13 protein-coding genes are annotated in these 13,649 nt (G+C 67.1%); 7 read left to right on the forward strand and 6 right to left on the reverse strand.

Annotated elements, in window-relative coordinates:
* Positions 1-9: 9 nt before the first annotated feature.
* The 3 genes from QTH91_RS05265 to QTH91_RS05275 are packed head-to-tail and all read right to left on the reverse strand — an operon-like array spanning position 10 to position 5,093.
* Complete coding sequence (locus QTH91_RS05265; protein WP_286658956.1) at positions 10-3,204, reverse strand: efflux RND transporter permease subunit; 3,195 nt, start codon at positions 3,202-3,204, stop codon at positions 10-12.
* A gap of 24 nt (positions 3,205-3,228) precedes the next feature.
* Positions 3,229-4,413: an efflux RND transporter periplasmic adaptor subunit gene (locus QTH91_RS05270; protein ID WP_286658957.1), complete on the reverse strand. Its 1,185-nt coding sequence runs from the start codon at positions 4,411-4,413 to the stop codon at positions 3,229-3,231.
* Positions 4,410-5,093 carry a TetR/AcrR family transcriptional regulator gene (locus tag QTH91_RS05275; RefSeq protein WP_286658958.1) on the reverse strand — a complete coding sequence of 228 codons (684 nt, stop codon included), beginning with the start codon at positions 5,091-5,093 and terminating at the stop codon, positions 4,410-4,412. Before QTH91_RS05275 ends, QTH91_RS05270 begins: the two co-directional genes overlap by 4 nt.
* Before the next feature lie 163 nt (positions 5,094-5,256).
* On the opposite strand from QTH91_RS05275, the gene QTH91_RS05280 reads away from it, so the two are divergent.
* The 3 genes from QTH91_RS05280 (at position 5,257) to QTH91_RS05290 (ending at position 7,760) form a co-directional block, all read left to right on the forward strand.
* Entirely contained in the window at positions 5,257-6,204 is a 948-nt protein-coding gene (locus tag QTH91_RS05280) for an AEC family transporter (protein WP_286658959.1), read from the forward strand.
* Positions 6,205-6,283: 79 nt separating this feature from the next.
* Complete coding sequence (locus tag QTH91_RS05285) at positions 6,284-7,135, forward strand: isocitrate lyase/PEP mutase family protein (RefSeq protein ID WP_286658960.1); 852 nt, start codon at positions 6,284-6,286, stop codon at positions 7,133-7,135.
* Positions 7,136-7,154: 19 nt separating this feature from the next.
* The gene (locus tag QTH91_RS05290) at positions 7,155-7,760 is read left to right on the forward strand and encodes a class I SAM-dependent methyltransferase (RefSeq protein ID WP_286658961.1); all 606 of its coding nucleotides are present in this window, start codon (positions 7,155-7,157) and stop codon (positions 7,758-7,760) included.
* 21 nt (positions 7,761-7,781) lie between these two features.
* On the opposite strand, the gene pdxH is transcribed toward QTH91_RS05290, so the two are convergent.
* Positions 7,782-8,429: a pyridoxamine 5'-phosphate oxidase gene (gene pdxH / locus QTH91_RS05295; RefSeq protein WP_286658962.1), complete on the reverse strand. Its 648-nt coding sequence runs from the start codon at positions 8,427-8,429 to the stop codon at positions 7,782-7,784.
* A gap of 48 nt (positions 8,430-8,477) precedes the next feature.
* Here pdxH and QTH91_RS05300 point away from each other — a divergent pair, with 48 nt between their 5' ends.
* Positions 8,478-9,068 carry a nucleotidyltransferase family protein gene (locus tag QTH91_RS05300; protein ID WP_286658963.1) on the forward strand — a complete coding sequence of 197 codons (591 nt, stop codon included), beginning with the start codon at positions 8,478-8,480 and terminating at the stop codon, positions 9,066-9,068.
* A gap of 10 nt (positions 9,069-9,078) precedes the next feature.
* Here the strand turns inward: QTH91_RS05300 and QTH91_RS05305 are convergent, their stop codons facing one another.
* Positions 9,079-9,630: a superoxide dismutase family protein gene (locus tag QTH91_RS05305; RefSeq protein WP_286658964.1), complete on the reverse strand. Its 552-nt coding sequence runs from the start codon at positions 9,628-9,630 to the stop codon at positions 9,079-9,081.
* Positions 9,627-10,349 (reverse strand): gamma-glutamylcyclotransferase, encoded by a 723-nt coding sequence (locus QTH91_RS05310; RefSeq protein ID WP_286659625.1) that lies wholly within the window; start codon positions 10,347-10,349, stop codon positions 9,627-9,629. The genes QTH91_RS05305 and QTH91_RS05310 overlap by 4 nt, the downstream gene beginning before the upstream one ends.
* Positions 10,350-10,491: 142 nt before the next feature.
* On the opposite strand from QTH91_RS05310, the gene QTH91_RS05315 reads away from it, so the two are divergent.
* The 3 genes from QTH91_RS05315 (at position 10,492) to eda (ending at position 13,621) form a co-directional block, all read left to right on the forward strand.
* Positions 10,492-11,010, forward strand: a complete 519-nt coding sequence (locus QTH91_RS05315; RefSeq protein WP_286658965.1) for an OmpA family protein — start codon at positions 10,492-10,494, stop codon at positions 11,008-11,010.
* A gap of 143 nt (positions 11,011-11,153) precedes the next feature.
* Positions 11,154-12,980, forward strand: coding sequence for a phosphogluconate dehydratase (edd, locus tag QTH91_RS05320; RefSeq protein WP_286658966.1), 1,827 nt, complete (start codon positions 11,154-11,156; stop codon positions 12,978-12,980).
* Positions 12,977-13,621 (forward strand): bifunctional 4-hydroxy-2-oxoglutarate aldolase/2-dehydro-3-deoxy-phosphogluconate aldolase, encoded by a 645-nt coding sequence (eda, locus tag QTH91_RS05325; RefSeq protein WP_286659626.1) that lies wholly within the window; start codon positions 12,977-12,979, stop codon positions 13,619-13,621. Before edd ends, eda begins: the two co-directional genes overlap by 4 nt.
* The last annotated feature ends 28 nt before the right edge of the window (positions 13,622-13,649 follow it).

Raw genomic sequence — 13,649 nt, forward strand, 5'->3', positions numbered from 1 at the left:
GGGGCCGTATCAGGGCAAACCTTCGATTTTAGGCAGGCTGGCGGCCCGATCCGGCTGGGCGCCTCGCTTGCGGCGAAGCCAATTTGCGAGATCGTCCAGGTAGCAATAGACCACGGGAACCACCACCAGCGTCAAAAGCGACGAGGTGATGACGCCGCCGATCACGGCCTGGCCCATCGGCGCGCGCTGCTCGGCGCCTTCGCTGAGCGCGAACGCGAGCGGGACCATGCCGAAGATCATGGCCAGCGTCGTCATCAGAATGGGTCGCAGGCGCACGCGGGCCGCCAGCAAGAGGGCTTCTTCGCGCGGCAGAGGTTTCTCACCCTCGCGGGCACGGATGGCGAAGTCCACCAGCAGGATGGCGTTCTTGGTCACCAGGCCCATGAGCATCACCACGCCGATGATGGAGAACATCGACAGCGTCGAGCCGAAGCCCATCAGCGCCAGCACGACGCCGATGAGCGTGAGCGGCAGCGCCGTCATCAGTGCCAGCGGCTGCAGGAAGCTCTTGAACTGGCTGGCCAGGATCATGTAGATGAAGATCACCGCCAGCGCGAGTGCCGACATCGCGTAGCCGAAGGATTCCTGCATGTTCTTGGTCGAGCCGCTGAACTGCCAGCCGTAGCCTGGAGGGAAGGCAATGCCTTCGAGCACCTTGCGGATGTCTGCCGAGACCTCGCCGGCCGAGCGACCGGCCGTGTTGGCATTGATGCTCACCTCGCGCGCCAGCGAGCGGCGGTTGATCTGGTTGGGCCCCGTGGATTCGCGCACCTCGGCCACCTGCGACAGGCGCACGATGCGGCTCGATCCATCGGCATTGGCGCCGGCGGCGGCGCTGATGAAGGGCAACCGCACCAGATCGGCCGGCGTGTTGCGCACTTCCGGCGCGAGGCGCACGTTCACGTCGTAGGTCTGGTCGTCTGGCGCGCGCCAGTTGCCGACCGTGGTGCCGGCCACCAGGGTGCGCAGAGCGGCGGCCACGGGTGCCACGCCCAGGCCGAGGTCGGAGGCTGCATCGCGCCGCAGGACCACGCTCACCGTCGGCTTGTCGGCCTTGAGGCTGGAATCGAGATCGACGAGGCCGGGAATGTGGCGGATGCGTTCGTTCACCAGTTGCGTGAGCCGCTGCAGTTCTCCCAGGTCGGGGCCCTGCAAGGAGAACTCGATCGGCTTGTTGCCGCCCACCGCGTCGCGCAGGCCGACGTGCGTGACCGTGATGCCGGGCACCGCGCGCAGCCGCTCGCGCAGCACCACCGACATCTGGTCCACGCTGCGCGCCCGCGCCTTGCGGTCGACCAGGCGCACGTAGACGCTTGCGTAGTTCTTGCCCTGCGCGTCGCCACTGTTGATGGTGGTGAGCGTGTAGCGCACCTCGGACATCTCGCGCAGCACCGTTTCCACCTGGCGGGCGCGCTGTTCGGTTACCTCCAGCGAGGAGCCGACCGGCGTGTAGAAGCTGATGGTGGTTTCCGAATAGTCGGCCTTGGGCACGAACTCGGTGCCCAGCAGCGGCACCATGAAGATGCTGGTGACGAAGATGCCCGCCGCGATCATCAGCGTCGAAAGCTTGTGGGCCAGCGACCAGCGCAGGATGGATTGGTAGCCTTCGGCCATGCGTTCGGTCGCGCTGTCGAACCAGCCCGTCACACGGCCGATGGTGCGGTCGTAGAAGCCGACCGGCGGCCCCTTGGGCTTGCCATGCCGGTCGATGGCGGGGTCGTGCCACACGCTGGACATCATCGGATCGAGCGTGAAGCTGACGAACATCGAGATGACCACCGCTGCCACGATGGTGATGCCGAACTCGTGGAAGAACTTGCCGATGATGCCGCCCATGAACCCGATGGGCAGGAACACGGCGACGATCGACAGCGTGGTGGCCAGTACCGCCAGCCCGATCTCTTGCGTGCCCTCGAGCGAGGCCTGGTAGGGCGACTTGCCCATCTGCACGTGGCGCACGATGTTCTCGCGCACCACGATGGCGTCGTCGATCAGCAGGCCCACGCACAGTGACAGCGCCATCAGCGTGACCATGTTCACCGAGAAGCCGAACATCTGCATGATCCAGAACGTGCCGATCAGCGCAATGGGCAAGGTCAGCCCGGTGATGACGGTCGAGCGCCAGGAGTTGAGGAACAGGAAGACGATGAGGATCGTCAGCACCGCGCCTTCGATCAACGTCTGGCGCACGTTCTGGACGGCCACTCGGATGGGGCGCGAGGTGTCGCCGATGGCCTCGAGCTTGACGCCGGCAGGCAGTTGGGCGCGCAGCTCGCCCAGCGCGGCGTTCAGCCCGTCGACCACCTCGATGGTGTTTTCGTCCTGCGCCTTCTGCACGGTCAGCAGGAGGGTGCGCTGGCCGTTGTAGAGGGCCAGGCTGTCGAGTTCCTGCGCGCCGTCGCTGACGCGGGCCAGCTGGTCGACGCGCACCGGCGCTCCGGCTTTTCGCGCCACGATGATGCGGCCGAAATCTTCCGGTCGCTCCATGCGCGCGTCGATCTGCACCACGCGCTCGCGCTCGGCCGAGCGCAGCGCGCCGGCAGGCAGGGCCTGGTTCTCGCTGCGCACGGCGTTGACGACCTGATCGGCGCCGATGCCGTAGGCCTCCATCGCTTGAGGATTGAGGTAGACGTTGATCTCGCGCTTGGTGCCGCCAACCAGGTTGACCGAGCCCACGCCGCGCACGTTCTCTAGCCGCTTCTTGAGCACTTGGTCGGCCCAGTTGGTGAGTTCCACCGCATCAGGTGCGCGGCCATTGCCCTGCGCATCGGGCAGCACCGCCACCGACCACACCGGCCGCGACGCTGGATCGAAGCGCTGCACGCGCGGCTCCTTGACCTCGTCGCGAAGTAGCGGTCGCACCGAGGCCACCTTCTCGCGCACGTCATCGGCCGCACGGCGGCCATCCACGTACAGCTGGAACTCGATGATGACGACCGACTGCCCCTCGTAGCTGCGAGAGGTGAGGGCATTGATGCCGGCAATGGAGTTGACCGCTTCCTCGATCTTCTTGCTGACTTCGCTTTCGACGATCTCGGGCGACGCGCCGGGGTATTCGGTCAGGACGACCACCACCGGGAAGTCGATGTTGGGGAACTGGTCGACCTTCAGCCGCTGGTAGGAAAAGGCGCCCAGTACGACCAGGGCCAGCATCACCATCGTGGCGAAGACCGGGTTCTTGAGGCTGACGCGGGTGAACCACATGGTCGTGCGTGTCCGGTGGGCGCCTCAGGCGGCGGGGCGCGTCGCGGCCGGCGCGGAAGGCGCGGCCGGCGCTTCAGGGGCCAAGCGCACCGCGCTGCCTTCCCGCACCGTGCCGACACTGCCGGAAAGGACCTGCGCTCCAGGGGCGATGCCCTCGACCGAGACCCAGGTCTGGCCGTCGAGTTGAGCGCGCCAACCCGTCGTGACCTTGCGATGCACGATGCGTTGGTCCTCGATCAGTTGCACGTAAGGCTGGGGCTGGTCGACGCGCACTGCCGATAGCGGTAGCGCCAGAGCCTGATCGCGCTCGATCTCCAGCGCGCCTTGTGCGAACAGGCCTTGCCTGAAGCCTTCGGCGCGGTCCAGCGTCAGGTAGATGAGCACGCTCCGGCTGCCGGCCTGCGCGCTGGGATTGATGCGCGTGACCACCGCACCCACCTGCCTGCGCGAATCGTTGGCAGAGCCCGGTGAGCCGCCTTCGATCTGCAGCAAGGCGCGCTGGCCGACGCGCACGGCGACGGAGTCCGCCGCCGACACCGTGGCTTCGAGTTCGAGGCGGCGCAGATCCACCACCTCGAGCAGCTTGGCGTCGATGCCGACGCGTTCGCCCGGCTGCACCACCCGGCTGGCCACCTGGCCATCGATGGGACTGCGCACGGTGGTGTCGTCCAGCGACTTGCGGGCCACTTCCACGCCCGCCTGCGCGGCGCGATGCGTGGCTTGCGCCGCGTTGAGGTTCGAAAGCGACGTGTCGAGCGCGGTGCGCGAGATGAAGCCTTGCTCCACCAGCGCCTTGTTGTTGTCGTAGTTGCGCTGCGTCACCTGCGCCTGTGCGGCAGCCGAGTCGGCTTGCTGCTGGGCCTGGCGCACGCGAGCGGCGTATTCGGCCGAGTCGATGCGGGCGAGCACCTGGCCAGCCTTGACCGTATCGCCCTCGCGCACCGACAGGCCGATGATCTCGCCGGCCACCTTGGCCTTGATCATGGCGGACTCGACCGCGCGCAGACTGCCGGAGATGGGCAGGCTGCGGGCCAGTTCGCGTGTCTGCGCCGACAGCACGTCCGACGGCAGCAGGCTCAGCGTTGCTTCCGCCAGCGGCTGCGCTGCCGCCTGCTTTTGCGCTTGCCTTGCCTTCACCGCGCGCAGTCCGCCGCCGATGACCAGAACGATGGCCAGCAGCGCGATGGTCCAGCCCATCCAGCGCTTCATGATGCGCGACCTTGCGCCGGCTTGGCAGCCAGGCCAGCCAGGATGAAGTCGGTCTGGAGATCGAGGAAGCGCTTGGGGTCGAGCGGTGCGTCGGCGGTGCCGCAGACGTCGGCGGAGTGCTTGTTGAGCATGAGAAACACCATGGGGGCCACGACCGTGTAGACGGCCTGGTCGACGTCGACCGGCGCGAATTCGCCGCGGTCGATGCCGCGTTGCAGGACGCGGCGCAGCAGCACGTGCGCCGGGGACACGAACTGCTCGCGATAGAACCGGGCCAGTTCCGGAAAATTGCGGCCTTCCGAGAGCATCAGCTTGGTGATGCCCGAGACCTTGGTGGAACCGATGTGATCCCACCAGATGTTCATGCATTCGCGCAGCATCTCGGGCGTGCCGCCCTGAAACGCGGCAAATCGCGCATTCCAGTCGTCGAAGCGGCCGGCCAGGTTTTCGCTGATCACGGCCTTGAAGAGTTCTTCCTTGCTCGGGAAATACAGGAAGAGCGTGCCCTTCGAGACGCCGGCACGAGCTGCCACTTCTTCGGACTTGGTGGCCGCGAAGCCCTTCTCGACGAACAGGTCGAGCGCCGCATCGAGCAGTTCGCCGGGCCGCGCTTCCTTGCGCCGCTCGCGCTTGGCGCGCACGGCGCAGAACTTGTCGCTGAGGAACTTCGAGGCGGGCATGTTTTTAATGACTGGCGGGTTAGTAATGTAGTGAGCCGCATCCGCAGCGTCAAGCCGCGACAATGCCGGGTTTGCCCTCGTTGGAGGGATGCCACGGAACGCATGCGATGACCCTTCCCTCCAAACCGACCGGCTGCCAGCAATGGAGCGAGGGAGGATGTCCATGAACGGCGTGGTTGCCGGTTCGCTGCTGCCGGTCGTGCTGCTGATCGGCGCCGGTTTCATGGCGGGCCGCCTGGGCTGGATCAAGTCTGCGTCGGTGAAGGACCTGGCCAACCTCATCTTCTTGCTGTTGGCGCCGGCCTTGCTGTTTCGCGCCATGAGCACGGTGGACGTGGGGCAGTTGCACTTCAAGCCGGTGGCCGCGTATTTCGCCGGCTCGTTCCTGCTCTTCGGCCTGACGATGGCGCTTCGCGGCTTCAACCGCACGGCCGCGGTGCTGGCGCTGTCCAACACCTACAGCAACAGCGTGATGATCGGCATTCCGCTCGTCGGCCTGGCCTATGGGCCGCCAGGCATGGTGGTGCTGCTGACGCTGATTTCGCTGCACTCGCTCATCCTCCTGACCAGCGCCACGGTGGTGATTGAACTGGCTGTCGCCAACGAGGAGACGCGCTCCGGCAAGCGCGAGAAGCGACCCATGACCAGCACGGTGGCACAGGCGCTGCGCAACGCCATCATCCATCCGGTGCCGCTGCCGATCATTGCGGGGCTGCTGTTCGCGCAGACGGGCCTGGCCTTGCCCGGCTGGGTCGACAAGCCCTTGATGCTTCTGGGCCAGGCCTTCGGGCCGATTGCGCTGGTGATGGTCGGCGTAACGCTGGCCTATACGCCGGTCGGTACCTACTGGCGCCCGGCGCTGGCGCAATCGGTGATCAAGAACCTTCTGCATCCGATGCTGGTCGCCGCCATCGGCTGGTTCCTGGGGGTGCGCGGCCTGCCGCTCACCGTCATGGTGGTGGCCGCATCCTTGCCGATGGGCGCCAATGTGTTCCTGTTCTCGCAGCGCTATCAGACCTCGGAAGGGCTGATCACGGCTAGCGTTGCCGTGTCCACGGCTTTGGCCTTGGCGACGGTGTCGTTGAGCATGTGGGCCATGGGCCAGCTCTGACCGCTCGCATCGCTTGAAGCGCTTGAAGCGCTTGCCATTGGCGGGCAAGATGCCCCGTTCCCGGAAAGACCAGACTGCCATGCCGATTGCCAATCTCCCGCATCCATCCGCCGCCGACATCGCCGCCCGCCGCCGCGCGTTTCGCGACCTTCATGCGAGTGGCTGCTTCATCATTCCCAACGCCTGGGACGTGGGCAGCGCCCGCATGCTGGAGGGCATGGGCTTCAAGGCATTGGCGAGCACCAGTTCCGGCTTTGCCTGGTCGCAGGGCAAGCCCGACAGCGGCGTGGCCCGTGACGACGTGTTGACGCACCTGCGCGAACTCGTGGCCGCGACTGGCCTGCCGGTCAACGCCGACTTCGAAAGCGGGTATGCGCAAGACGCCGACGGCGTTGCGGAAAGCGTTAGCATGGCCGTCGACACCGGCGTGGCCGGCCTGTCGATCGAGGATGCGAGTGGGGATCCCGCCCAGCCGATCCGCGATCTTGCCGATGCGGTAGACAGAATCCGGGCCGCGCGCCGGGCCATCGACGCCGCCGGTGGCGATGTCATGCTCATCGGGCGCGCGGAGAATTTCCTTCACGGCCGGAACGACCTTGCCGACACGGTGGCACGCCTGCAGGCGTATTCGCAGGCCGGCGCCGATTGCCTCTATGCACCGGGCCTGCGCACGCCAGATCAGATCTCGGCCGTTGTGCAGGCGGTGGCGCCCAAGCCCGTCAACCTCCTGGTGGGGTGGTCGAGCGACCTGGACCTGTCGCAGATCGCCGCCCTGGGCGTGCGGCGCGTCAGCGTAGGCGGCGCGTTGGCGCGGGCCGCATGGGGCGGGTTCATGCGCGCCGCACGCATGCTGGCCGACGAAGGGCGGTTCACCGGGTTTGCCGACGCCGCCTCGGGCCAGAGCCTCGACGCCTTCTTCCGCGCTCGCTGAGGCGCATCCGGGATCTTGCATGGAATCGATCGACGCAGCCAACTTCGACGAGGCGTACTACGAGCGCTACTACTTCGACAAGAAGACCCGCGTGGCCGATCCGCGGCACATGGAGCGACTGGGCAACTTCGTCTGCGCCTACCTCAAGTACCTGCGTGTGCCGGTGCAGCGTGTGCTCGACGTGGGCTGCGGCATCGGCCTGTGGCGCGACATCATCGCCCGGCACTTCCCGCAGGCAAGCTTCCATGGCGTGGAGGTGAGCCAGTATCTGTGCGAGCGTTACGGTTGGGAGCGCGGATCGGTGGTGGACTACCGGGCGCGCGAGCCCTTCGACCTCGTGATCTGCCAAGGCGTGCTCGCCTACCTGAGCCCGGCAGATCTGAAGCTGGCGCTGCGCAACCTGGGCGAGCTTTGCAGCGGTGCGCTGTACCTCGAAGTGGTGGCGCGCGAGGACTACGAGCAGGACATCGTAGACGACACTCTGACCGACCCGCACCTGTTTCGCCATCGCGCCGAGGTCTATCGGCGCGGCTTGGCAGGCTCGTTCAAGCAGATGGGCGGCGGCCTCTGGCTGAGCCGGCAGGCGGATGTGCCGGTGTTCGCACTCGAATCGGCCGAGCCCTGAGACCTTCGCCCTTCATCGGATTCAGGGAGCGAGACGCTCTCGCAGCCAGTGGCCGTCTTCCATGCGATAGCGCAGACGGTCGTGCAGGCGGCTCTTGCGGCCCTGCCAGAACTCCCAGCGATCCGGATTGAGCCGGTAGCCGCCCCAGTGCGGCGGCCGAGGCGGCGCGAGCAGGTACTTGGCCGCCGCGCCGGCCGCGTTCTTGACCAGCACGTCGCGCCCGGCGATCACCTGGCTTTGCGGACTGGCCCATGCGCCGAGGCGCGAATCGAGTGGGCGGCTGGCGAAGTACTCGTCGCTGAGTTCGGGCTCGACCTGCTCGACGCGGCCTTCGATGCGCACCACGCGCTCCAGTTCAACCCAATGGAATTGAAGCGCCGCATACGGATTTCCGGCCAGTTCGCGACCCTTGCGGCTTTCGTAGTTGGTGTACCAGACGATGCCGCGTGCGTCGTAGCCCTTGATCAGCACGATGCGGGTGGAAGGCCGCAGGTCAGAGCCGACGGTGGCCAGCGTCATGGCATTGGGCTCTGGCAATTGGGCATCCAGCGCCTCGCTCATCCAGCGTTCGAACTGGCGCAGCGGATCGGCCTCGCTGCTCTTTTCGTCCAGCTCGGCGCGCTCGTAGCTCTTGCGCAGCTGAGACAGAAGATCTTTCGGGGAAGTCATGCTGCGCATTGTCCGCCAGACCACCGCGCAGGCGCGCATACTTGTGCGATGACTGCCACCGCAAAACCCGCCGCGTCCGCGGCTTCGGCGCCCGTCGTGATCGTGCTGGCTTCGGGCCGAGGCGAGCGCTTCGTTGCATCAGGCGGCCGCGGCTCCAAGCTGCTGGCCAGGCTGGCAGGCCGCGCGGTGCTCGACCATACGCTGGAAGCCGTGCGCGCCAGCGGCCTGCCCTGGCATCTGGAAGACGACGGCCACGACGGAATGGGCGATTCGATTGCTGCGGCCGTGCGTGCAACGTCCTCTGCCCCAGGATGGTTGATCCTCCCCGGTGACCTGCCATTGATCCAGCCCCAGACTCTGCGCAAGGTGGCCCAGGCGTTGACGGAAGGTGCCAGTGCGGCGCAGCCCGTTCACCAAGGGCAGGCCGGCCATCCGGTCGGCTTCTCGGCGCAATGCGGTGGCGAGCTGGCGGCCTTGGCGGGGCCGCAAGGGGCCGCCCGCCTGCTTCAGGCGCTTCGCGAGCGCGGTGAGGTGGTCGAGGTCCCCGTCGAGGATGCGGGCATCCTCACCGACATCGACACCCTGGCCGATCTGGCCAAGGCGGAAGCGTTGTTGCTGGGCGGTCTTGGCGGCGTCTGAGCTTCGGGCGCTACTTGCGCACGATCACCGCGCAGGCCACGCGTGGGCCCGAATTACCGGCAGGTTGCGAGCTGAAGTCGTCCGGATCGCGGTGAACCACGAGGGCGCGCCCGACGATGTTGTTGGGGGTACCCTCGGTCAGCGAGATGCTGTGGTCGTCCACGCTGAAGCGCGCGGCGCCGCTGGAATCGGCCACCAGGCTGGGCATGTCGCCCGCATGGCCGCCTGCTGAACCGTATTTCCCGTGCTTGCCGCCTGAAGGGTTGAAATGCCCGCCGGCCGCATTGCCGTTGTCGCCGCAGTCGCCCTTCTCATGAATGTGGAAGCCGTGTTCGCTGCCGGGCTTGAGGCCCCGCACTTCGCCGGCGACGCGCACGCCGTGCTCCAGGGCAGTGAAGGTGACCGTTCCGGCCACGGTGTTGGGTGAGACGGCGGCGGTGGGCGCCAAGGTAGCGCTGGCGCCAGCGCGCCCATTCATGGACATGTTGCCGCACGCGCCCAGCATGGCCACGCAGGCCAAGCTGACGGACAGCGTCAAGGCACGCCGAAAATTGTTCTTCATGATCGTTCCTTCGTTGGGGTTGTCACAGTCGTGAGCGGGAGCGACAGGTTTAGCGCGTCGGCGTGCCGGCTGTCGTCGGAAGAAGCCGATACCTGCGCATCTTCCTGGGCCAGTTCCTGTTCGTGCTGGCGGACTTCCGCGAGGCGGATCAGGCGGGCGAGCGCCGCGTCATGGATGCCGTGGTGGCGCAGTCCTTCGAGCGTCTGCATGGCGTATTCCAGCGAGGTGCCGTAGCGCCCGCAGGCTTGGGCAAAGATCTCGCGGTAACGTGCGTCGGGGAGTTCTCCCGTGTAGTTGGGGCTGCGACGCGACAGCGTGAACGCCAGCGCCCGCACCCGTCCGGCGGACGTGACGCAGGGCAGCCATCGGGGGTCGTACACGCCGGTCATCATTTCGCGCAGCCACAACTGGCCGAGCGTTTCGAGGCCGGCGCTGGCCGGAATGCGGAACACCACGCCCTGGCAACTGCCGCCGGACAGCAGGCCGAACACCAGGCCCGGGCATTGCGGCGTTCCGCGGTTGATGCGGCTCCACATCTTCAGAGCGCGATGCCAGCCGTGCAGGCGGGCGGGGCGGCGTTCGGTGAAGTCGAAGTCCGGCCGCCAGATGAGCGAACCGTAGGCAAACACCCAAAGGTCTTCGTGGCCGCCCCATTCCGCGATGGTGCGCTCGAGCATCGGTTGGGGGTCGCGAATCGGCTTGAGGTGCTGTTCATCCATCGCCGACGTGCCGGTCCAGCCGTTGGCGGAGTCGGCCGGAGCGGGACTGGAGTTGGTCGACGCCGACGAATCGGTGGCGCCTACAATTTCCGGGGCATGAGTCACCACGCCATTATTCACAACCAACCAGGAATTCCCACGGATGTCCGCCAACCAAGACGATGAGGCTCAGACCTACCTCGTGCTCGGCCTCGGCATGGGCGTCATTGCCCTCGTGCTCCTGCTCGTCGTGGGCCTTGCGGTGTCGCGTGGTGGGCCGCGTGCCGATGCGGTCATCGCCAACCAGGCGGTGGCTGGCGCAGCGGTGCCAGGTGCCTCCAGCGTGCCGGACGGTGGGGGAATCCGCACGGCAGAGGGCGTGGTCAGGATCTACTTCGTGTCTGGCGGCAGCGAACTGCCGGCCGGCGCGGCCGAGGCGTTGACGCCCATCATCGAAGGCGTGGGCGCCGGCAAGAAGGCCCAGATCTCCGGCTTTCACGACACCACCGGCAACGCCACCACCAATGAAGCGCTGGCGCTTCGACGCGCACAGGCCGTGCGCGACTTGCTCGGCACTCTCGGGGTGCCGCCGGCGCAAGTGGTCATGAAAAAGCCGCAGTCGACCGTCGGTACCGGTGGCGGAGCGCAGGCAAGACGTGTCGAAGTGCAACTCGTCGACTGACCGCCATCCTGCATTCGCGTGAGTGGGCAAACACGGCCCGGGCCGTGTTTTTCATTCACCCGCGCTACCATGACCGCCTTCAGCGCCAGCTACCGCGAAGCGGGCACGGCATCTGCTGGAATCCGCGAACAACACTTCCCCCCATGAGCACACATTCCACCGTTCAACGCGTCACCGAGCGCATCCGCGAGCGAAGCCGCGGCGCGCGCGAAGCCTATCTTGAGCGCGTCGCCCAGACGGGTGCGCGCGAACGCGGGTCCGACCGCATGGGCTGCGCCAATGTGGCGCATGCCGTGGCGGGCGTTCCCGCCAGCGACAAGTTGCGCATCGTGGCCGAGCGGGCGCCGAACATCGGCGTCGTCACGGCCTACAACGACATGCTCTCGGCCCACGCACCGTTCAAGGGCTATCCCGACATCATCAAGGACGAGGCCCGTCGACTGGGCGCCACGGCGCAGGTTGCCGGGGGCGTTCCGGCCATGTGCGACGGCGTGACACAGGGCACGCCCGGGATGGAGCTGAGCCTGTTCTCGCGCGACGTGATCGCCATGGGCACAGCCGTGGCGCTGACGCACGACATGTTCGACGCCGCCTTGTTGCTGGGCGTGTGCGACAAGATCGTGCCGGGGCTGCTGATCGGCGCGCTGCATTTCGGCCACCTGCCCACGGTGTTCGTGCCCGCGGGGCCGATGCCGTCCGGCCTGTCCAACAGTGCCAAGGCCAAGGTGCGCGAGCAGGCGGCGCAAGGTCTGGTCGGCCGCGCCGGCTTGATGGAGGCCGAAATGGGCGCCTACCACGACCAGGGCACCTGCACCTTCTACGGCACGGCCAACAGCAACCAGATGCTGCTCGAAGCCATGGGCCTGCACGTGCCGGGAACGGCGTTCATCCAGCCCGGCGACTCGATGCGCGAAACCCTCACTCGCGAAGCGGTCCGCACGGTGCTTGGCCGCGCTGCGCAGACCGCCTACGCGTGCCCGCCCATTGGCCATGTGGTGGACGAGCGTGCCATCGTCAACGCCATGTGCGCGCTGCTGGCCACGGGCGGGTCCACCAATCACCTGATCCACTGGGTGGCGGTGGCGCGCGCTGCCGGCATCTCGATCGACTGGAACGACTTCTCCGAGTTGTCCGACGTGGTGCCCTTGCTCACCCGCGTGTATCCCAACGGTACGGCGGACGTCAATGAGTTCCAGAACGCGGGCGGCCCCGGTTTTGTGATCGGCGAGTTGATCGGCGCGGGCCTGATGCATGCCGACGTGCTGACCGTTCGGGCCGGCGGACTGGCGGAGTTCTCCAACATTCCCGAATCTGCCGAGCCTGGCCGCCTGGTCTGGAAGAGCGCCGCGCCCTCGAAGAACGAGGCCGTGGCCCGGCCGGCCGCTGACCCGTTCAGCCCGACCGGCGGCTTGAAGCTGCTGACCGGCAATCTGGGCCGCAGCGTGATCAAGGTGTCGTCCGTGCCGGAAGACCGGCACGTGATCGAGGCGCCGGCGCGCGTGTTCGATTCTCAGGCTGCGCTGCAGAAGGCATTCACCGCCGGCGAGCTCGATCGCGACGTGGTGTGCGTGGTGCGCTGGCAGGGGCCGCAGGCCAACGGCATGCCGGAGCTGCACAAGCTCACGCCCCCGCTGTCGGTGCTGCAGGGCAAGGGCTTCAAGGTGGCGCTGGTGACCGACGGCCGCATGAGCGGAGCGTCGGGCAAGGTGCCGGCGGCCATCCATCTGTCGCCCGAAGGGGCGGCCGGCGGTGCCATCGCCAAGGTGCGCGATGGCGACACGATCCGCCTCGATTCGATCGCCGGCACGCTGCAAGTGCTGGTGTCCGACCAGGAATGGGAAGCGCGCGAGATTGCGCGCATGCCCGACGAACTGCGCCATGCCGATGGGCATGGCCTGGGTCGCGAACTGTTTGCGGGCATGCGCCGCAATGCATTGACTGCTGAAGAAGGAGCCTGCACATGGCTATGAAACCCCTGCCGGAAAAACTGAGCGCGCAAGACGTGATGGACGATGTGCCGGTCATTCCGGTGATCGTGCTGCACGACCCTGCCCACGCCGTGCCGTTGGCGCGGGCGCTGGTGGCTGGCGGCATCCGCATGCTGGAAGTGACGCTGCGCACACCGGCCGCACTGGCTTGCATCGAGCGGATCGCCAAGGAAGTGCCCGAAGCCGTGGCTGGCGCCGGCACCATCCGCAGCGCCGCCGATGCCCAGGCCGCTGCGCTGGCGGGCGCGCGCTTCGGCGTCAGCCCGGGCTATACGCGGACGGTTTCCAAGGCCTGCCACGACGTCGGCCTGCCGCTGCTTCCGGGCGTGGCGACCGGCAGCGAAATCATGATGGCGCAGGAAGACGGCTTCAACCGACTGAAGTTCTTCCCGGCGCTGCAAGCCGGCGGAGCGCCCATGCTCAAGGCCTGGCAAGGACCGTTCGGCGACGTGACCTTCTGCCCCACGGGCGGCATTCACGCGGCCAACGCCCACGAATTTCTGAGCCTGTCGAACGTGGCTTGCGTCGGCGGATCGTGGATCGTGCCCAACGAGTCGGTCCAGACGGGCGACTGGACGCGCATCACGCAGCTGGCCAGCGAGGCCGCCGCGCTGCCGCGCTGAGAGGCTTGACCGGATTTCGTCAACTCAT

Source organism: Variovorax dokdonensis (assembly GCF_030316895.1).
Lineage (GTDB): Bacteria > Pseudomonadota > Gammaproteobacteria > Burkholderiales > Burkholderiaceae_C > Variovorax > Variovorax dokdonensis.